The sequence below is a fragment of the Xanthomonas sp. 3307 genome, from assembly GCF_014199735.1.
GTDB lineage: Bacteria > Pseudomonadota > Gammaproteobacteria > Xanthomonadales > Xanthomonadaceae > Xanthomonas_A > Xanthomonas_A rydalmerensis.
In genome coordinates this window covers 826,377-845,317 of sequence record NZ_JACHOG010000001.1, presented here as the reverse complement: position 1 = coordinate 845,317, position 18,941 = coordinate 826,377, and the positions used below count along the sequence as shown (strand labels likewise).

Here is an 18,941-nt window from a genome sequence, read left to right as displayed (position 1 = left end):
CATTCACTGCAATGCGTGTCGCGGCTGAAGCCGCCCTACAAGAGCTGGGGCGCTGCAAAAAGCGGGCGATTGGAGTTGCCTGTAATGCGTGCGTGCATCGCGCGCAGGTGCTTGACTAGGTACGTGCCGCCGGGCGGTCGCGCGCTGCGTCGGCCAATTCAAGCGCGAACGCCGCCGGTATTGCGATGGTTTGCCTTGCGCCGGGCCGTGCCCGGCGCAAGCGCAGCTGTCAGCTCGTCGCCTTGCGTACGGCGTCCGGCAGTGGCGCGCTCTTGCCGGTCTGGGTGTCCATCCACACCACCACCACGTTGCCGTCGGAGTACAGCCGGCTCTCGTCCTGCTGGTCGACGATGCGGTGGCCGATGGTCACGCTGCTGGTGCCCAGGCGTTCGACGAACAGCTCGACCAGGATGTCGTTGGGCCACACGATCGGCGCGCGGTAGTTGACGTTGGTCGCCGCCACCACCGGGGCGATGCGGTCGCTCATGGACACGCCTTCCACGCCCAGCATCCAGCGCACGCGCGCTTCTTCCAGGTAGGAGATGTACTTGGCGTTGTTGACGTGGCCCATGCTGTCCATGTCGCGCCAGCGCACGCTGATCGGAATGCGCGCCAGGATCTTGTGTTCGCTGCTCATCAAACGTCCTTCTTCTTTTTGGTGCCGGTACTGGTGGTGCTCTTGCTGGCCTTGTCGCTCTTGGCGGCCACGGCCTTCTTCGCCGGCTTTTCCGGCTTGACCTTGCGCGGCGGGCGCGCATCGGGCTTGTTGGCCATCGCCGCCGGTTGCTCCGGGCGCGCGCTGGTGGACGGCAGCATCCGCGCCAGGAACTGGCCGGTGTACGACTGCGGGCAGGCCGCCACGTCTTCCGGCGTGCCGGTGACCAGGATGGTGCCGCCGCGGTGGCCGCCTTCCGGGCCGAGGTCGACGATCCAGTCCGCGGTCTTGATCACGTCCAGGTTGTGTTCGATCACCACCACCGTGTTGCCTTCGTCGCGCAGCTTGTGCAGCACGCCCAGCAGCGCCTCGATGTCGTGGAAGTGCAGGCCGGTGGTCGGCTCGTCGAGGATGTACAGGGTGCGGCCGGTGTCGCGCCGCGACAGTTCCTTGGACAGCTTCACGCGCTGCGCCTCGCCGCCGGACAGGGTGGTCGCGCTCTGTCCGAGCTTGATGTAGCTCAGGCCCACGTCGACCAGGGTCTCCAGCTTGCGCGCGATCGACGGCACCGGCTCGAACAGCTTCAGCGCATCCTCGACGGTCATTTCCAGCACGTCGTTGATGTTGAAGCCCTTGTACAGGATCTCCAGCGTCTCGCGGTTGTAGCGCTTGCCGTGGCAGACGTCGCAGGGCACGTACACGTCCGGCAGGAAGTGCATTTCCACCTTGATCAGCCCATCGCCCTGGCAGGCCTCGCAGCGGCCGCCGCGCACGTTGAAGCTGAAGCGGCCCGGCGAGTAGCCGCGCGAGCGCGCTTCCGGCACCTGCGCGAACAGTTCGCGCAGCGGCGTGAACAGGCCGGTGTAGGTCGCCGGGTTGGAGCGCGGGGTGCGCCCGATCGGCGACTGGTCGATGTCCACGACCTTGTCGAACAGGTCCAGGTGCTCGATCTCGCGGTACGGCGCCACGCTGTGCGAGGCACCGTTGATCTCGTTCGCCGCCAGGGTGAACAGGGTGTCGTTGATCAGCGTCGACTTGCCCGAGCCGGACACGCCGGTGATGCAGGTCAGCAGGCCGGCCGGGATATCCAGGTCGACGTTCTTGAGGTTGTTGCCGGTGGCCCCGCGCAGGTGCAGGGTCATCTTCGGATTGGCCTTGTGGCGCTTGGCCGGGATCTCGATGCGGCGCTTGCCCGACAGGTATTGCCCGGTCAGCGAGCGCGGTGCCTTCAGCAGGTCCTGCACACTGCCGTGGCCGACCACCTCGCCGCCGTGCACGCCGGCGCCGGGGCCGATGTCCAGCACGTAGTCGGCCAGGCGGATCGCGTCCTCGTCGTGCTCGACCACGATCACCGTGTTGCCGAGGTCGCGCAGGCGGGTGAGGGTACCGAGCAGGCGTTCGTTGTCGCGCTGGTGCAGGCCGATCGACGGCTCGTCGAGCACGTACATCACGCCGACCAGGCCGGCGCCGATCTGGCTGGCCAGGCGGATGCGCTGCGCCTCGCCGCCGGACAGGGTGTCGGCCTTGCGCTCGAGGGTCAGGTAATCCAGGCCGACGTCGACCAGGAAGCCGAGCCGCTCGGCAATTTCCTTGACGATCTTGCTGGCGATCTCGCCGCGCCAGCCGGGCAGGTCGAGCTGGCGGAAGAAGGTCAGCGCGTCGTCGATCGGCAGCACCACCAGGTCCGGCAGCGGACGGTCGGCGACGAACACGTTGCGCGCGGCCTTGTTCAGGCGCGCGCCCTTGCAGTCCGGGCACGGGCGTTCGCTGATGTACTTGGCCAGTTCCTCGCGTACCGCCGGCGATTCGGTCTCGCGGTAGCGGCGTTCCAGGTTGGGGATGATGCCTTCGAAGCGATGCTTGCGCTGGGTGCGGCCGCCGGCGTCGGTGAAGTAGGTGAAGGTGATCGTCTCGTCGCCGCTGCCGTACAGCACGGCCTGGCGCACGCTCGCCGGCAACGACTGCCAGGGCGCGTCGACGTCGAACTTGTAGTGCTTGGCCAGCGAGGCGATCAGCTGGAAGTAATACGCGTTGCGCCGGTCCCAGCCGCGCACCGCGCCGGCCGACAGCGACAGCTCCGGATGCACCACCACCCGATCGGGATCGAAGAACTCGGCCACGCCCAGGCCATCGCAGCTCGGGCAGGCGCCCATCGGCGCGTTGAACGAGAACAGGCGCGGTTCCAGCTCCGGCAGCGAGTAGTCGCAGACCGGGCAGCTGTACTTGGAGGAGAACAGGTGCGGCGCGGCCGCGGTGTCGTCCAGCGACTGCACCGAGACCATCCCGTCGGCCAGCTTCAGCGCGGTCTCGAAGCTCTCGGCCAGACGCTGCTTGATGTCCTCGCGCGGGCGGAAGCGGTCGATCACCGCCTCGATGGTGTGCTTCTGGCGCAGCGCCAGCGCCGGCACCGCGTCGATCTCGTACAGCTCGCCGTCCACGCGCACGCGCACGAAGCCCTGCGCGCGCAACTGCTCGAACACCTGCGCATGCTCGCCCTTGCGCTCGCGGATCACCGGCGCCAGCAGCATGTAGCGCTGCTCCGGGTCCAGGGTCAGCACGTGGTCGACCATCTGGCTGACCGTCTGCGCCTCCAGCGGATAGCCGTGATCGGGGCAGCGCGGCTGGCCGACGCGTGCGTACAGCAGGCGCAGGTAGTCGTAGATCTCGGTGATGGTGCCGACGGTGGAGCGCGGGTTGTGCGAGGTCGACTTCTGCTCGATTGCGATCGCCGGCGACAGGCCCTCGATGTGATCGATGTCGGGCTTCTCCATCACGCTGAGGAACTGCCGCGCGTACGCCGACAGCGACTCCACGTAGCGGCGCTGACCTTCAGCGTAGATGGTGTCGAACGCCAACGAGGACTTGCCGGACCCGGACAGGCCGGTGATCACGATCAGCTTGTCGCGCGGCAGGTCGAGGTCGAGATTCTTGAGGTTGTGCGTCCGCGCGCCGCGGATGCGGATGTAATCCATCGCCATGAAGAGATTCCGGAGTGTGCCGGCCGCGGCGGTGCCACTGGCCAGTGTGGGGGCGGAAAGGGGACGGCAATCGATCAGCGTACCCAGCTTGTCAGGTGGGGGCAATTGCCGCAGATCCCAGCGTGGCCGGGCGCCGGCGGCTGGCTGGTTCAGGCAGTCGTGCCGGCCCGCGGGGCTTGACAGTCCGGGCCTGGGTGGGCTTGACCCTGTCGCGCGCGGCGGATTACAATTCCGCTCCTGTCTGCCCGAAACGGCACGACGGGAACGACCACAATAACTACAGAGGAAGTCTGGTCATGTACGCAGTACTGGTCACCGGCGGTAAGCAATACCGCGTCGCGCAGGGCGAAACGCTCCGCGTGGAAAAGCTCGAAGTCGAAGCCGGCAACGAGATCACGTTCGACAACATCCTGATGCTGGGCGACAGCGACGGCATCAAGATCGGCGACGCGCTGAAGGGCGCCGCCGTCACCGCCAAGGTCGTGGCCCACGGCCGCGCCGACAAGGTGCGCATCATCAAGTTCCGCCGCCGCAAGCACCACATGAAGCGTCAGGGTCATCGGCAGCACTACACCGAAATCGAGATCACCGGCATCGCCGGTGGCGACAAGAAGTAAGGAGCAGCAGTCATGGCACACAAAAAAGGCGTAGGTTCCTCGCGCAACGGCCGCGACTCCAACCCGAAGTACCTGGGCGTGAAGATGTTCGGCGGCCAGGCCATCGAAGCCGGCAACATCATCGTGCGTCAGCGCGGCACCCAGTTCCACCCGGGCGCCGGCGTCGGCCTGGGCCGCGACCACACCCTGTTCGCGCTGGTCGACGGCAAGGTCGAGTTCTCGGTGAAGGGCGCCAAGAAGCGCCGCACCGTGAGCGTGGTCACCGAGGCGTAAGTCGCCGGTGTCCAGGGCCTGCGCCCATGGCGCAGGCTTGCTGACGAAAGCCCCGCTTCGGCGGGGTTTTTCGTTGGTGGCGGGGATGTCGGGATTGGGGATTGGGGATTCGCAACGGCGGATTCCATTGGCTCCTTCGATCCCTTACTCCGTTCCTTTGCCGGGGCCGCTAAACTGCGGCGTCCGGTGGTTTTTCCAATCCCGAATCGCGAATCCCGAATCCCATGAAGTTGGTAGACGAAGCGGAAATCCAGGTCACGGCCGGCAATGGCGGCAATGGCTGCATCGGCTTTCGCCGCGAGAAGTTCATCCCGCTGGGTGGGCCTGACGGCGGCGATGGCGGCAACGGCGGCAGCGTGTGGCTGGTCGCCGACGAGAACCTCAACACCCTGGTCGACTTCCGCCACCAGCGCGCGTTCCGTGCGCAGCGCGGCGAGAACGGCATGGGTCGGCAGATGTACGGCAAGGCCGGCGAAGACCTCACCATTACCGTGCCGGTCGGTACCGTGGTGATCAACGTCGAGACCGACGAGGTCATCGGCGACCTGGTCGCGCACGGCGACCGCCTGCTGGTCGCGCAGGGCGGCAAGGGCGGCCTGGGCAACATGCACTTCAAGAGCTCGGTGACGCGCGCGCCGCGCAAGGCCACGCCGGGCGAGGAGGGCGAGGAGCGCACGCTCAAGCTGGAGCTGAAGCTGCTGGCCGACGTCGGCCTGCTGGGCTTCCCCAATGCCGGCAAGAGCACCTTCATCCGTGCCGTCTCTGCGGCCACGCCGAAGGTCGCCGACTATCCGTTCACCACGCTGTACCCGAACCTGGGCGTGGTCAGCGTCGAGGCCTACCGCAGCTTCGTGATCGCCGACATTCCCGGGCTGATCGAGGGTGCCGCCGATGGCGCCGGCCTCGGCGCGCAGTTCCTGCGCCACCTGCAGCGCACCCGCCTGCTGCTGCACCTGGTGGATCTGGCGCCCATGGAGGGCGGCGTGGACGGCGTGTCGCCGACCGAGCAGGTGCGGGCGATCGAGCGCGAACTGCAGAAGCACGATCCGGAGCTGCTGGCCAAGCCGCGCTGGCTGGTGCTGAACAAGGCCGACCTGATGTTCGAGGACGAGGCGCGTGCGCTGGCTGAACAGGTCGTTGCCGAACTGGGCTGGACCCAGCCCTGGTACCTGGTGTCGGCGTTGGGCCGCGAAGGCACCTGGCCGATCATGAAGGACGTGATGGCGTTCTTCGACCGCCAGCGCGAGGAGGCGCTGGAGGCGGCCGCCAATGCCTCCTGAGTGCCGCGCCGTACCGCGGCGCTCAGGGCAGGGTGGCGCGCACACGAAAAACCCGGCCGAGGCCGGGCTTTTTCGTGGTGCTGCCGGAAGCGCGGGCGCTTCCGGCGTCGACTGCAGCCGATCAGGCGGCGGTCTTGATCGCCTTGATGCGGGCGCTCAGGCGGCTCTTGTGGCGGGCAGCCTTGTTCTTGTGGATCAGGCCACGCGAGCTGAAACGGTCGAGGATCGGCTGGGCGATGGCGAAAGCGGCTTCGGCGCCGGCTGCGTCGTTGGCGTCCAGGGCCTTGATGACCTTCTTGACGGCGGTGCGCAGCATCGAACGCTGAGCCGTGTTGCGCGCGTTGCGCACGACGGTCTGCTTGGCGCGCTTCTTGGCGGACTTGATATTGGCCACGGTGGTGGTTTCCTGGAAAGCTGTGTGGTGGATAAAAACAAGCGGGAGAGTATGAAGCGTCCGAATATTCGCGTCAAGTCAATTGTCAAGAGGGCCGCCGCATGAGCACGCCGCGCATGTTTCGCGGGCTGCTCTCCTTCAGCAGCATGACCATGGTCTCGCGCGTGCTGGGGCTGGTGCGCGACCAGGCCATCACCATTTCCTTCGGCGCCAACGCCACCACCGACGCGTTCTGGGTGGCGTTCCGCATTCCCAACTTCCTGCGCCGGCTGTTCGCCGAAGGCTCGTTCGCCACGGCCTTCGTGCCGGTGTTCACCGAGGTGAAGGAAACTCGCCCGCACGCCGACCTGCGCGCGCTGATGTCGCGGGTGTCCGGCACCCTGGGCGGCGTGTTGCTGCTGGTCACCGCGCTGGGGCTGATCTTCACCCCGCAGGTGGCGATGCTGTTCAACCCCGGCGCCAGCGACGACCCGGCCAAGTTCGGGCTGATCGTCGACCTGCTGCGGCTGACCTTTCCGTTCCTGCTGTTCGTGTCGCTGACCGCGCTGGCCGGCGGTGCGCTCAACAGTTTCCACCGCTTCGGCCTGCCGGCGCTGACCCCGGTGATCCTCAACCTGTGCATGATCGCCGGCGCGCTGTGGCTGGCGCCGCGGCTGCAGGTGCCGATCCTGGCGATGGGCTGGGCGGTGCTGGTGGCCGGCGTGCTGCAGTTGCTGTTCCAGTTGCCGGCCTTGCGCGGCATCGACCTGCTGACCCTGCCGCGCTGGGGCTGGCAGCACCCGGACGTGCGTCGAGTCCTGACCCTGATGGTGCCGACCCTGTTCGGCTCCTCGATCGCGCAGATCAACCTGCTGCTGGACACGGTGATCGCCTCGTTCCTGTACGCCGGCTCGCAGAGCTGGCTGTCGCAGGCCGACCGCTTCCTGGAGCTGCCGCTGGGCGTGTTCGGCGTGGCCCTGGGCACGGTGATCCTGCCGGCGCTGTCGCGGCATCACGTCAAGACCGACCGCGCCGGGTTCTCCAGCGCGCTGGACTGGGGCTTGCGCACCACCTTGCTGATCGCGGTGCCGGCGATGCTGGGGCTGATGCTGCTGAGCCAGCCGCTGGTGGCGACCCTGTTCCAGTACGGCAAGTTCACCGCCTTCGACACGCGCATGGCGGCGATGTCGGTGTTCGGCCTGAGCTTCGGCCTGCCCGCCTTCGCCCTGCTCAAGGTGTTGCTGCCGGCGTTCTATTCGCGCCAGGACACGCGCACGCCGGTGCGGGCCGGCGTCGCCGCGCTGGTCGCCAACATGGTGCTGAACCTGTTGTTCCTGGCGATCCTGTACCAGTTGTGGGTGCCGGCGGAGCTGCGCGCGCAGGGCGTGCGCGCGGCGCTGGAGGCGGTGCCGGGCCTGCACCTGGCGCTGGGCCTGGCCAGCGCGGTGGCCAGCTATCTCAACCTGTCGCTGCTGTGGCGCTGGCTGCGCCGCGACCAGGTCTACCAGCCCAAGCCGGGCTGGAGCGGCTATCTGCTGCGGCTGGGCGTGGCCTGTGCGGCCATGGCTGCGGTGCTGGCGCTGGGCCTGCACTGGTTGCCGGCGTTCACCACCATGGACAAGTGGCACCGCATCGGCAGCCTGCTGCTGCTGGTGGGCGGCGGTGGCGCGGTGTATCTGGTTGCCTTGCTGGCGCTGGGGTTCCGGCCGCGGGATCTGCGGGAGCAGTAGTGGGGCTGGGAGTGGGGATTCGGGATTGGGGATTCGTAGGAGCGGCTTCAGCCGCGACCGGGGGTGGCATACCGGTGAAATTCCCGGTCGCGGCTGAAGCCGCTCCTACGACGGGAGGCCGCGCCCGGTCATGCCCCCACCCGCTATACTCGACGGTTACGCATCATCGACCGGCGCCTCCTGCGCCGGCGCTTCGGACCGAGGAATGAGCAGGCTGTTTAGAGACGTCGAGGGCGGGACCCTGTTCCCGCAGGGAAGCGTGGTCTGCATCGGCGCCTTCGATGGCCTGCACCTGGGCCACCGCGCGCTGGTGCGGCAGGCGATCACGCGCGCGCGCGCGGCGGACGTGCCGGCGGTGGCGCTGAGCTTCGAGCCGCTGCCGCGGGAGTTCTTCGCCCCGGCCGCGCCGCCGCCGCGGCTGACCCTGGCCCGGGCCAAGGTGCAGGGCCTGCACCGGCTCGGCATCGACAGCGTCGGCCTGCTGCGCTTCGACCGGCGCATGGCGTCGATGAGCGCCGAGGACTTCGTGCAGCGCGTGCTGGTCGAGCGCCTGCGCGCGCGCGAGGTCTGGATCGGCCCGGAGTTCCGCTTCGGCCACAAGCGCGGCGGCGACATCGCGCTGCTGCGCGCGCTGGGCGCCCAGCACGGCTTCGCCGCCGACGAGATCGCGCCGGTGCACCTGCGCGAGGAGCGCATCTCCAGCACCCGCATCCGCGAGTTGCTGGTGGCCGGCGAGTTCGCCCATGCCGCCGAGCTGCTCGGTCGCCCGTATGCGATCGGCGGCCGCGTGGTGCGCGGCAAGCAGCTCGGGCGCACGCTCGGCTATCCCACCGCCAACCTGCGCTTCGCCCGCACCCCGGCGCTGTCCGGCATCTACGCCACCTGGGTGCACGGGGTGGCGGCACAGCCGTGGCCGTCGGTGTCCAGCTTCGGCACCCGCCCGACCGTGCAGGGCGTGGAGCCGCTGCTGGAAGCGCACCTGTTCGATTTCCAGGGCGACCTGTACGGTCGCCACATCGAGGTGGAGTTCGTCGCCAAGCTGCGCGACGAGGAAACCTTCGCCGATCTGCCGGCGCTGACCGCGCAGATGCACCGCGACGCCGCGCTGGCGCGGCAACTGCTCGCCGCGCCGGCCGCCACGGGCCTGCCTCCCGTGTCCGCCGCCCCGCGCGCGGACCTCCCCCTGAAGACCACCGACCGGTAACTGCCCGTGACCCAGGACTACAAAGCCACCCTCCACCTGCCGGCGACCGAGTTCCCGATGCGCGGCGACCTGCCCAAGCGCGAGCCGGACATCCTGGCGCGCTGGGAGAGCGAGGGCCTGTACACGCGGCTGCGCGACAACGCCCAGGGCCGGCCGCTGTTCGTGCTGCACGACGGCCCGCCGTACGCCAACGGCGCGATCCACCTCGGGCATGCGGTCAACAAGATCCTCAAGGACATCATCGTCAAGTCCAAGTACCTGTCCGGCTTCGATGCGCCGTACATCCCGGGCTGGGACTGCCACGGCCTGCCGATCGAGATCGCGATCGAGAAGAAGTTCGGCAAGGTCGGGGTCAAGCTGGATGCGGTGGAGTTCCGGCAGAAGTGCCGCGAATACGCCAACGAGCAGATCGACCTGCAGCGCCGCGACTTCAAGCGCCTGGGCGTGATCGGCGACTGGGACAACCCCTACCGCACGCTGGACTTCCATTTCGAGGCCAACGAGATCCGCGCGCTGGCCCGGATCGTCGAGAACGGCCACCTGACCCGCGGCGTGAAGCCGGTGCACTGGTGCTTCGACTGCGGCTCGGCGCTGGCCGAGGCCGAGATCGAGTACGCCGACAAGCAGTCGCCGACGGTGGACGTGGCCTATCCGGCCCGCGACGGCGCGGCGCTGGCCGCCGCGTTCGGCGCGACCCTGCCGGAAGGCGCCGAGGTCGCGGTGCCGATCTGGACCACCACGCCGTGGACGCTGCCGGCCTCGCTGGCGGTGTCGCTGGGGCCGGAGCTGGTCTATGCGCTGGTCGAAGGCCCGGCCCGCGACGGTCGCCGCCGCTGGCTGGTGCTGGCCGATGCGCTGGCCGAGCGCGCGCTGCAGCGCTACGGGGTGGATGAGGTGGTGGTGCACGGCCGCATCGCCGGCGCGGCGCTGGAACACCAGGTGCTGGCGCATCCGTTCTATGACGAACGCGACGTGCCGGTGATCCTCGGCACCCACGTGTCCGACACCGACGGTACCGGCGCGGTGCACACCGCGCCCGGCCACGGCCAGGAGGACTACGTAGCGGTCAAGCCATACGGGCTGCTGGAGCGCTACAGCGCCGCGCAGATCAACCCGGTGGACGCACGCGGCGTGTACCTCCCGTCGACCCCCGCGGCCGATGGCACGGAACTGGCCGGGCTGCACATCTGGAAGGCCAGCGACGTCATCGCCGACCTGCTGGCCGCGCGCGGGCTGCTGCTGGCGCGCGCCAGCATGGTCCACAGCTATCCGCATTGCTGGCGGCACAAGACCCCGATCGCGTTCCGCGCCACGCCGCAGTGGTTCATCTCGATGGAGCAGGCCAACCTGCGCGCCGACGCGCTCAAGGCGATCGAGGGCGTGCACTGGTACCCGACCTGGGGCCAGGCGCGCATCGCCGGCATGGTCGCCGGGCGCCCGGACTGGACGATCTCGCGCCAGCGCACCTGGGGCGTGCCGATCGCGCTGTTCGTGCATCGCGAGACCGGCGAGCCGCATCCGCGCAGCACCGAGCTGATGCGACAGGTCGCCGACCGGGTCGAGGAGGGCGGGGTGGACGTGTGGTACACGCTCGACGCCGCCGACCTGCTGGGCGAGGAGGCCGCCGACTACGACAAGATCACCGACATCCTCGACGTCTGGTTCGACTCCGGCGTCACCCACGAGGCGGTGCTGACCGAGCGCGGCCTGCCCAAGCCGGCCGACCTGTATCTGGAAGGGTCCGACCAGCACCGCGGCTGGTTCCAGTCCTCGCTGCTGACCGGCGTGGCGCTGGACCACGCGGCGCCGTACCGGCAGTGCCTGACCCACGGCTTCACCGTGGACGAGCATGGCCGCAAGATGTCCAAGTCGCTGGGCAACGGCATCGAGCCGCAGGACATCATGAAGACCCTGGGCGCGGACATCCTGCGCCTGTGGATCGCCTCGGCCGACTACAGCAACGAGATGTCGCTGTCGCAGGAGATCCTCAAGCGCAACGCCGATGCCTACCGGCGCCTGCGCAACACCGCGCGCTTCCTGCTCGGCAACCTGCATGGCTTCAATCCCGCCGTGCACCTGCGGCCGCTGCCGGAACTGGTGGCGCTGGACCGCTGGATCGTGCACCGCGCCAACGAGGTGCAGGAGCAGATCAAGGCGGCCTACGCGCGCTACGACTTCGCCGCCATCGTGCAGGCGCTGCTGAACTTCTGCAGCGTGGACCTGGGCTCGCTGTACCTGGACGTGACCAAGGACCGGCTGTACACGATGGCCGAGGACTCGCTCGGCCGGCGTTCGGCGCAGACCGCGATGTTCCATGTGGCCGAGGCCTTCGTGCGCTGGATCGCGCCGATCCTGAGCTTCACCGCCGACGAGCTGTGGGGCTACCTGCCGGGCGCGCACCTGGGCAATGTGCTGTTCGCGACCTGGTACGAAGGCCTTGCGCCATTGCCGGAGGACGCGGCGCTGAGCGCGGCCGACTTCGAGCAGCTGCTGGCGCTGCGCGAGCAGGTGGCCAAGGTGCTGGAGCCGATGCGCGGCAACGGCGTGATCGGCGCGGCGCTGGAGGCGGAGATCACCGTCGCCGCCGACGCCGCCACCGCGGCGAAGCTGCAGCCGCTGCAGGAGGAACTGCGCTTCCTGTTCATCAGCGGCGACGTGGTGGTACGCGAGGCCACCACCGACGAGATCTTCGTCAGCGCCCAGGCCACCGAAAAGCCCAAGTGCGTGCGCTGCTGGCACTACCGCGCCGACGTCGGCGCCGACCCGGCGCACCCGGAACTGTGCGGCCGCTGCGTCAGCAACATCGAAGGGCCGGGCGAGGAGCGCCACTGGTTCTGAGTCCCGTCCCAGGCCACGCGTCTTGCGCGTCGCCGGGCCCATCGGCGGCGCCATTGCGGCGCCGGCCGTCCTTCCTTCCCTCATTCGCCCAAGGCGGACTTCCGGCATGACCGCACGACCCAACCCCTCTGCCCTGATCTGGCTGCTGCTGTCGGCCGTGGTGATCGGCCTAGACCAGTGGAGCAAGGCCTGGGTGCTCTCCAGCCTGCCCGAGTTCACCGCGGTGCCGGTGATTCCCGGCTTCTGGAACTGGTATCGGACCTACAACACCGGTGCGGCGTTCAGTTTCCTGAGCCAGGCCGGCGGCTGGCAGCTGTGGTTCTTCACCGCGCTGGCGGTGGGCATCAGCGCCCTGCTGGCCTGGTGGCTGGCGCGCACCCCGCGCGGCGAGTGGCGCAGCGCGCTGCCGTACGCGCTGGTGATCGGCGGGGCGATCGGCAACGTGATCGACCGGCTGATGCACGGCCACGTGGTCGATTTCATCCAGTGGTACGTGGGCGAGCACTACTGGCCCTCGTTCAACATCGCCGACTCGGCGATCGTCGCCGGCGCCATCGGCATCGCCCTGTTCGGCGTGTTCGACGGCAAGGCGAAGCGAAAAGCGGGATAATCGGTGCCACTCTCCCTGTCGAAGCGCCTGGCCCCCTGCGGCCGGCGGATCTAGCTATGGATGTCCTGCTCGCCAACCCCCGCGGCTTCTGCGCCGGCGTCGATCGCGCGATCGAGATCGTCAAGCGGGCCATCGAAACCCTGGGCGCGCCGATCTACGTGCGCCACGAGGTGGTGCACAACCGCTTCGTGGTCGACGACCTCAAGCAGCGCGGCGCGATCTTCGTCGAGGAACTGGACGAGGTGCCCGACGGCAATACGGTGATCTTCAGCGCCCACGGCGTGGCCCAGGCGGTGCGCCAGGAAGCCGAGCGGCGCGGGTTGAAGGTGTTCGACGCGACCTGCCCGCTGGTCACCAAGGTGCATTTCGAGGTGGCACGGCACTGCCGCGCCGGCCGCGACGTGGTGCTGATCGGCCACGCCGGCCACCCGGAGGTGGAAGGCACGATGGGGCAGTGGGACCGCGAATGCGGCACCGGCCGCATCTATCTGGTCGAGGACATCGAGCAGGTCGCCACGCTGGACGTGCAGCAGCCGGAGAACCTGGCCTACACCACCCAGACCACGCTGTCGGTGGACGACACCCGCGGCATCATCGAGGCGCTGCGCGCGCGCTACCCGGCGATGCAGGGGCCGAAGAACGACGACATCTGCTACGCCACCCAGAACCGCCAGGACGCGGTGCGCGACCTGGCCAGGGAGTGCGACCTGGTGCTGGTGGTCGGCTCGCCGAACAGCTCCAATTCCAACCGACTCAGCGAGCTGGCGCGGCGCGACGGGGTGGAGTCCTACCTGATCGACGGTGCCGACGAGATCGATCCGGCCTGGATCGCCGGCAAGCGCCGCGTCGGCCTGACCGCCGGCGCCTCGGCGCCGCAGGTGCTGGTGGACGGGGTGATCGCGCGGCTGCGCGAACTCGGCGCCGACGGCGTGTCCGAACTGGCCGGCGAACCGGAGTCGATGGTGTTCGCCCTGCCCAAGGAACTGCGCCTGCGTCTGGTCGACTAGCGGGCACGTCTAATTACGCGTTCTTGCAATGGTTTGCTGGGGCTTCGTTGCGATCGTAAGAGCGGCTTCAGCCGCGACGGGCATTCCTGGTAAAGCCGGTCGCGGCTGAAGCCGCTCTTACGACAGTGCAATGCGCAGCAACCGCAGCGTGGTGGGGTGCCCTGAAGCCGCCTCGACACGTGAGCCCAAGGCGTCCTGGCGGCGATGCCGGCATCGCACATGCTGCGCCCAGCGCTTGGCTGCGCCGCAGGTGCCGCGGCTCACTGGCGCTGCATGCCGTGCGGCCGCCCCTGTGCATCGAAGAGGATGCCCATGGTGACGCGATCGCCTTGCACGCCATCCGGCATCCAGCGCAGGCGCCCGCGCCGGCCGATCAGCACGTAGACGTGGTCCACCTTCTCCGGCTTGGCCTGCAGCGCCTCGCCCTGTTCCTTCAGGGCGGTGGCCACCCGATACGCACCCTCGAAATCGATGTCCTGCAGGGCGGCGTTGTCGGTGGCCGGCTTGAGGAACGGTCCGAACATGCCGGGATTGACCGGTTCTTCCTTGTGCCAGCGCTCGTTGTCGAAGCTGTATTCGTCCACGTGGCTCGGCTGCGTGGGGTCCAGCAGCTCGAGCCCGATGCGGTTGTCGTAGAAATGCACCGCATGGAACACGCGCAGGTCATGGCCCTGCAGCTCGGGCAGGTCCGCCAGCGCCTGCCGCGCCGCGCGTAGCCGCTCCGGATCGAACAGCAGGTTGCCGCGCGGTGCCGGCGGCGGCTCCGGTTCGGGGGGCGTATCGGCAGGGGCGGCCGGGGTCACCGCGAGCGACTGTGGCTTCGAGGTGGTCTGCATGGCGGTCGCCTGCAGGCGCGGTCCCGCCCGCAGGGTGGCGCGGATGGTGTCCCAGGCGCCGCCGGCGAAGGCAATGCCGCCGAGCAGCAGCACCACGCCGGCGAGTACCACTGGGGTGGACGGCGTCTTCATGGCAGCTCCAGGTCGGCGCGGGCGGGGTGTTGCGGGTCGTACAGCACCGACACGGTGTCGCGCGGCAGCTGCCCGACGTCGATCAGCGACACGAACCGCCGCATCGTCGCCTCGTGCTTGTTGCCCGACGCGTCCTCGAACGCCACGCGGAACTCCACCTGCGGCTGCTCGTTGAGGGTGGTGCCGGTCTGGCGCACGTCCAGCACCCGCGCACGGGCGCGCAGGCCGCGGTACTTCAGGGTCTCGTCGGTGGCGTTGCTGCGGATCACGCGCAGGATCACGCGCAGCGCCAGCACGTAGCCGTTGAGCACCAGCGCACTCATCAGCAGCGGATGGTTGAAGGACAGGAAGGTCCAGCCCAGCCCGCGGTTCTGCAGGCGCCAGGCCACGACGTAGGCCGCGCCGACCAGGGCCACCAGCAGCACGGCACCGGCCGCGCGTCGCCACAGGCTGGCGCGGTCCAGGGCCGGCTCGGCGTCCTCCAGTACGAGGTTCGGAGTGGCGCCCGGCGTCGTGCTCAGCCGCAGCGGCACCGTCCGCCCGGTCTCGAAGCGGCGTTGTGCCGGCTTGCGGTCCACGATCACCTGGGTGTCTTGGATGGGGGTGCCGGACAGGTTGTCGAAGGCCAGGGTCAGCGACAGCTGCGGCCATCCCTTGACCTCGACGCCCGTCGGTGCGGCGCGTTCGATCAGCGCCTCGCGGCGCACGCCGTGGGTGAGGATGTGGCGCACGCGTTGCAGTGCACGTCCGGGCAGTAGCAGCAGCGTGTCCAGGTAGGCGTAGAGCAGGTGCAGCCACAGGCTCAGCGACAGCGCCAGCAGGGTCAGCGCCCACGCGGGCGAACTGGGCTGGGCCAGCACGCGTGGCCAGTCGCTGGCGAAGTAGAGGATGCAGGGGAAGGGGATGGCGAAGAACAGCAGAAATGCGAGCCAGAACCAGGCGAACAACTTCACGATGAGTGGTGGATGCGTACGACGGGGGCGGGAGGGTAACCCATCGGTCGCTGCGCTCGCGCGAAGGCCCGGGCAGCGATTGACCCCGGCCCGGGCCGACGCCTAGAATTGCCAGTTCCGCCGGAATAGCTCAGTCGGTAGAGCGGCGCATTCGTAATGCGTAGGTCGCAGGTTCGACTCCTGTTTCCGGCACCAGTTGCACCCAGAAGGCAGCCGCGAGGCTGCCTTCCTGGTTTCTGCGATGGCTGTTTCTGCGACGCAGGTCCGTGCGCGCGACCGCCTGCGACGTCGTGTCGCAGCCGGGTGCGGCAATGTGTCGCACATAAAAACGCGGCCTGGCGCCCGCCTGGGCTTGTCAATGACTTCCGGAGTTGCGGCACGGCAGCATAAAATGCGTCGTTGATCGCGCATGCCGGCCTGGATGCCGCGGCGGATGCGGGACAGCCCCTTCTACGGCGCCCCGTTTCCCGCTCCCGCGCGGTTCGCATCCCCTACGCAATTGGATCGTTCGATGATTCCGTTGAAACAACTCCGGCGCTCGCTGCGCTCCGGTCTGTTGCTGCTGGCCGCGCTGCTGCTGGCCGGTTGCAACTCGGCCATCCTCAACCCCAAGGGTCAGATCGGCCACGACGAGAAGACGCTGCTGATCACCTCGGTGGTGCTGATGCTGCTGGTGGTGATCCCGGTCATCGTGATGACCCTGGCCTTCGCCTGGCGCTACCGCGCGTCCAACACCAAGGCCCGCTACGAGCCGAACTGGTCGCACTCCACCGCGATCGAGGTGGTGGTGTGGTCGATCCCGTGCATGATCATCCTGGTCCTGGCGGTGCTGACCTGGCGCTCCTCGCATGCGCTGGATCCGTACAAGCCGCTGGATTCCAAGGTCAAGCCGATCACCATCGAGGCGGTGGCGCTGGACTGGAAGTGGATGTTCATCTACCCGGAGCAGGGCATCGCCACGGTCAACGAGATCGCGTTCCCGGTCGATACGCCGCTGAACTTCAAGATCACCTCCGACACGGTGATGAACTCGTTCTTCATCCCGCATCTGGGCACGCAGATCTACGCGATGGCCGGCATGGAGACCAAGCTGCACCTGATCGCCAACGAGCCGGGCGAGATGTTCGGCCTGTCGGCGAACTACAGCGGCCACGGCTTCTCGAAGATGGGCTTCGCCGCGCATGCCACCGACCGCGCCGGCTTCGACGCGTGGGTGGCCAAGGTCAAGGCGTCGCAGAAGACCCTGGACCAGGCCGAGTTCCAGGTGCTGGCGGCCAACCGCAACGACAAGGCCGCCTACCCGGTGACCTACTACGCCTCGGTGCAGGACGGTTTGTTCAAGTCCTTGATCGACAAATACATGATGGGCAAGGGCCACAAGATGGAAGGCCATGACGCTCATCCGGCATCGGCTGCTGAGCCGGTCGCCATGTGCACTTCTGGAGACAAGTGATGCTAGGCAAACTCACGCTCGAGGCGGTTCCGTACCACGAGCCGATCATCATGGCGGCGCTCGGCGGCGCCGGCTTCCTGGGCCTGCTGGTGGTGGCGGCGATCACCAAGTACAAGCTGTGGGGCTACCTCTGGAAGGAGTGGTTCACCTCGGTCGACCACAAGCGCATCGGCGTCATGTACATCGTGGTGGCCCTGGTCATGCTGCTGCGCGGCTTCGCCGACGCGGCGATGATGCGCACCCAGCAGGCGATCGCGCACGGCGGTAACGAGGGCATCTTCCCGCCGCACCACTACGATCAGATCTTCACCGCGCACGGCGTGATCATGATCTTCTTCATGGCCATGCCGTTCATGACCGGCCTGTTGAACCTGATCGTGCCGCTGCAGATCGGTGCGCGCGACGTGGCGTTCCCGTTCCTGAACTCGCTGAGCTTCTGGCTGTTCGTGGCCGGCGCGGCGCTGGTCAACATCTCCCTGGGCGTGGGCGAGTTCGCGCAGACCGGCTGGCTGGCCTATCCGCCGCTGTCCGGGCTGGAATACAGTCCAGGCGTCGGTGTCGACTACTACATCTGGGCGTTGCAGATCTCGGGCCTGGGCACATTGCTCACCGGCATCAACTTCTTCGTGACGATCATGCGCATGCGCGCGCCGGGCATGACCCTGATGCGCATGCCGATCTTCACCTGGACCGCGCTGATCACCAACATCCTGATCATCGCCGCGTTCCCGATCCTGACCGTGGCGCTGGCGCTGCTGGGTGCGGACCGCTACCTGGGCACGCACTTCTTCACCAACGACGGTGGCGGCAACGCCATGATGTACGTCAACCTGATCTGGATCTGGGGCCACCCGGAGGTCTACATCCTGATCCTGCCGGCGTTCGGCATCTTCTCCGAGCTGATCGCCACCTTCAGCCGCAAGCGCCTGTTCGGCTACACCTCGATGGTGTACGCGACCTCGTGCATCGGCGTGCTGTCGTTCATCGTGTGGCTGCACCACTTCTTCACCATGGGCTCGGGCGCCAACGTCAATGCCTTCTTCGGCATCACGACGATGATCATCTCGATCCCCACCGGCGTGAAGATCTTCAACTGGCTGTTCACCATGTTCCGCGGCCGCGTGCACATGACCGCGCCGGTGCTGTGGACCATCGGCTTCATGATCACCTTCACCATCGGTGGCATGACCGGCGTGATGCTGGCGATCCCGGCGGTGGACTTCGTGCTGCACAACAGCCTGTTCCTGATCGCGCACTTCCATAACGTGATCATCGGCGGCGTGGTGTTCGGCTACCTGGCGGGCCTGACCTACTGGTTCCCGAAGGCGTTCGGCTTCAAGCTCAACGAAAAGCTGGGCAAGGCTTCGTTCTGGTGCTGGATCATCGGCTTCTTCGTCGCCTTCATGCCGCTGTACGTGCTCGGCTTCATGGGCATGACCCGGCGCATGAACAGCTACAACCACCCGGAGTGGGCGCCGTGGCTGATGGTGGCCGCGGCGGGTGCGGCGATCATCGGCATCGGCATCTTCCTGAACCTGGTGCAGATCGGCTACAGCATCTGGAAGCGCAAGGAGAACCTGGACCTGACCGGCGACCCGTGGGATGGCCGGACCCTGGAGTGGGCGACCTCCTCGCCGCCGCCGTTCTACAACTTCGCGGTGCTGCCGCACATCGACGACCGCGACCAGTTCTGGGAAGACAAGCTCAAGGGCAAGGGCTGGACGCGTCCGGCCAAGTACGAACCGATCCACATGCCGCGCAGCACGGCGGCGGGTTTCTGGATCGGCGCCTTCAGCATCGTCCTGGGCTTCGGTCTGACCTGGCACATCTGGTGGATGGCGGTGATCGGCCTGGTCGGCATGATCGGCAGCTTCATCGCGCGCACCTTCGATGACGACATCGATTACTGGGTCCCGGCGGAGGAAGTGGAACGCATCGAGAACGCGCGTTTCGCCCTGCTGGAACAGCAACACGCGGCCAACGCCGCAAAGGCGGTCTGAAC

Annotated in this window: 15 protein-coding genes and 1 tRNA gene; 11 read left to right on the top strand and 5 right to left on the bottom strand. The window is 67.9% G+C overall.

All coding sequences use genetic code 11. The features are described from left to right. Nucleotides 1-229: 229 nt before the first annotated feature. Both GGR64_RS03535 and uvrA read right to left on the bottom strand, forming a co-directional pair. Entirely contained in the window at nt 230-637 is a 408-nt protein-coding gene (locus GGR64_RS03535; protein ID WP_160947640.1) for a thioesterase family protein, read from the bottom strand. Next, nucleotides 637-3,633 (bottom strand): excinuclease ABC subunit UvrA, encoded by a 2,997-nt coding sequence (gene uvrA / locus GGR64_RS03530; protein ID WP_184643963.1) that lies wholly within the window; start codon nt 3,631-3,633, stop codon nt 637-639. Before uvrA ends, GGR64_RS03535 begins: the two co-directional genes overlap by 1 nt. A gap of 296 nt (nt 3,634-3,929) precedes the next feature. Here uvrA and rplU point away from each other — a divergent pair, with 296 nt between their 5' ends. The 3 genes from rplU (at nt 3,930) to cgtA (ending at nt 5,803) form a co-directional block, all read left to right on the top strand. Beyond that, nucleotides 3,930-4,250: a 50S ribosomal protein L21 gene (rplU, locus tag GGR64_RS03525; RefSeq protein WP_010341170.1), complete on the top strand. Its 321-nt coding sequence runs from the start codon at nt 3,930-3,932 to the stop codon at nt 4,248-4,250. A gap of 12 nt (nt 4,251-4,262) precedes the next feature. After that, the gene (gene rpmA / locus GGR64_RS03520; RefSeq protein WP_010341169.1) at nt 4,263-4,523 is read left to right on the top strand and encodes a 50S ribosomal protein L27; all 261 of its coding nucleotides are present in this window, start codon (nt 4,263-4,265) and stop codon (nt 4,521-4,523) included. Nucleotides 4,524-4,747: 224 nt separating this feature from the next. Further along, nucleotides 4,748-5,803 (top strand): Obg family GTPase CgtA, encoded by a 1,056-nt coding sequence (cgtA, locus tag GGR64_RS03515; protein ID WP_152180459.1) that lies wholly within the window; start codon nt 4,748-4,750, stop codon nt 5,801-5,803. Between the two features lie 121 nt (nt 5,804-5,924). Here the strand turns inward: cgtA and rpsT are convergent, their stop codons facing one another. Beyond that, the gene (rpsT, locus tag GGR64_RS03510; protein ID WP_010341167.1) at nt 5,925-6,197 is read right to left on the bottom strand and encodes a 30S ribosomal protein S20; all 273 of its coding nucleotides are present in this window, start codon (nt 6,195-6,197) and stop codon (nt 5,925-5,927) included. A 116-nt stretch (nt 6,198-6,313) separates the two neighbouring features. On the opposite strand from rpsT, the gene murJ reads away from it, so the two are divergent. The 5 genes from murJ to ispH all read left to right on the top strand — a co-directional run bounded on the left by murJ (nt 6,314) and on the right by ispH (nt 13,565). After that, nucleotides 6,314-7,906, top strand: coding sequence for a murein biosynthesis integral membrane protein MurJ (gene murJ, locus GGR64_RS03505; RefSeq protein ID WP_184644299.1), 1,593 nt, complete (start codon nt 6,314-6,316; stop codon nt 7,904-7,906). A gap of 205 nt (nt 7,907-8,111) precedes the next feature. Beyond that, complete coding sequence (locus GGR64_RS03500) at nt 8,112-9,110, top strand: bifunctional riboflavin kinase/FAD synthetase (RefSeq protein ID WP_184643961.1); 999 nt, start codon at nt 8,112-8,114, stop codon at nt 9,108-9,110. Between the two features lie 6 nt (nt 9,111-9,116). After that, nucleotides 9,117-11,948: an isoleucine--tRNA ligase gene (gene ileS, locus GGR64_RS03495; protein ID WP_184643959.1), complete on the top strand. Its 2,832-nt coding sequence runs from the start codon at nt 9,117-9,119 to the stop codon at nt 11,946-11,948. A gap of 106 nt (nt 11,949-12,054) precedes the next feature. Then, entirely contained in the window at nt 12,055-12,558 is a 504-nt protein-coding gene (lspA, locus tag GGR64_RS03490) for a signal peptidase II (protein WP_160964381.1), read from the top strand. Between the two features lie 56 nt (nt 12,559-12,614). Then, a complete protein-coding gene (gene ispH, locus GGR64_RS03485; RefSeq protein ID WP_150409294.1) occupies nt 12,615-13,565 on the top strand; it encodes a 4-hydroxy-3-methylbut-2-enyl diphosphate reductase in 951 nt (316 codons plus the stop codon). 260 nt (nt 13,566-13,825) lie between these two features. Here ispH and GGR64_RS03480 read toward each other — a convergent pair whose 3' ends face one another. Then, on the bottom strand, nt 13,826-14,533 hold the full coding sequence (locus tag GGR64_RS03480) for a hypothetical protein (protein ID WP_184643957.1): 708 nt from the start codon (nt 14,531-14,533) through the stop codon (nt 13,826-13,828). Further along, nucleotides 14,530-15,486, bottom strand: coding sequence for a hypothetical protein (locus tag GGR64_RS03475; RefSeq protein ID WP_184643955.1), 957 nt, complete (start codon nt 15,484-15,486; stop codon nt 14,530-14,532). The genes GGR64_RS03480 and GGR64_RS03475 overlap by 4 nt, the downstream gene beginning before the upstream one ends. A gap of 119 nt (nt 15,487-15,605) precedes the next feature. Between GGR64_RS03475 and GGR64_RS03470 the strand changes: the two genes are divergently transcribed. The 3 genes from GGR64_RS03470 to cyoB all read left to right on the top strand — a co-directional run bounded on the left by GGR64_RS03470 (nt 15,606) and on the right by cyoB (nt 18,939). After that, nucleotides 15,606-15,681 (top strand) — tRNA-Thr (locus GGR64_RS03470). 316 nt (nt 15,682-15,997) lie between these two features. After that, nucleotides 15,998-16,939, top strand: a complete 942-nt coding sequence (gene cyoA, locus GGR64_RS03465) for a ubiquinol oxidase subunit II (protein WP_010341159.1) — start codon at nt 15,998-16,000, stop codon at nt 16,937-16,939. Beyond that, nucleotides 16,939-18,939, top strand: coding sequence for a cytochrome o ubiquinol oxidase subunit I (gene cyoB / locus GGR64_RS03460; protein WP_184643953.1), 2,001 nt, complete (start codon nt 16,939-16,941; stop codon nt 18,937-18,939). Before cyoA ends, cyoB begins: the two co-directional genes overlap by 1 nt. The last annotated feature ends 2 nt before the right edge of the window (nt 18,940-18,941 follow it).

Excerpts from the sequence above, each read along its gene's own strand:
- GGR64_RS03500 (WP_184643961.1), top strand. The coding sequence starts at position 8,112 with ATGAGCAGGCTGTTTAGAGACGTCGAGGGCGGGACCCTGTTCCCGCAG.
- GGR64_RS03535 (WP_160947640.1), bottom strand. The coding sequence starts at position 637 with ATGAGCAGCGAACACAAGATCCTGGCGCGCATTCCGATCAGCGTGCGC.
- GGR64_RS03480 (WP_184643957.1), bottom strand. The coding sequence starts at position 14,533 with ATGAAGACGCCGTCCACCCCAGTGGTACTCGCCGGCGTGGTGCTGCTG.
- murJ (WP_184644299.1), top strand. The coding sequence starts at position 6,314 with ATGTTTCGCGGGCTGCTCTCCTTCAGCAGCATGACCATGGTCTCGCGC.
- rpmA (WP_010341169.1), top strand. The coding sequence starts at position 4,263 with ATGGCACACAAAAAAGGCGTAGGTTCCTCGCGCAACGGCCGCGACTCC.
- rplU (WP_010341170.1), top strand. The coding sequence starts at position 3,930 with ATGTACGCAGTACTGGTCACCGGCGGTAAGCAATACCGCGTCGCGCAG.
- cyoB (WP_184643953.1), top strand. The coding sequence starts at position 16,939 with ATGCTAGGCAAACTCACGCTCGAGGCGGTTCCGTACCACGAGCCGATC.
- uvrA (WP_184643963.1), bottom strand. The coding sequence starts at position 3,633 with ATGGCGATGGATTACATCCGCATCCGCGGCGCGCGGACGCACAACCTC.
- ispH (WP_150409294.1), top strand. The coding sequence starts at position 12,615 with ATGGATGTCCTGCTCGCCAACCCCCGCGGCTTCTGCGCCGGCGTCGAT.
- cyoA (WP_010341159.1), top strand. The coding sequence starts at position 15,998 with ATGATTCCGTTGAAACAACTCCGGCGCTCGCTGCGCTCCGGTCTGTTG.
- lspA (WP_160964381.1), top strand. The coding sequence starts at position 12,055 with ATGACCGCACGACCCAACCCCTCTGCCCTGATCTGGCTGCTGCTGTCG.
- cgtA (WP_152180459.1), top strand. The coding sequence starts at position 4,748 with ATGAAGTTGGTAGACGAAGCGGAAATCCAGGTCACGGCCGGCAATGGC.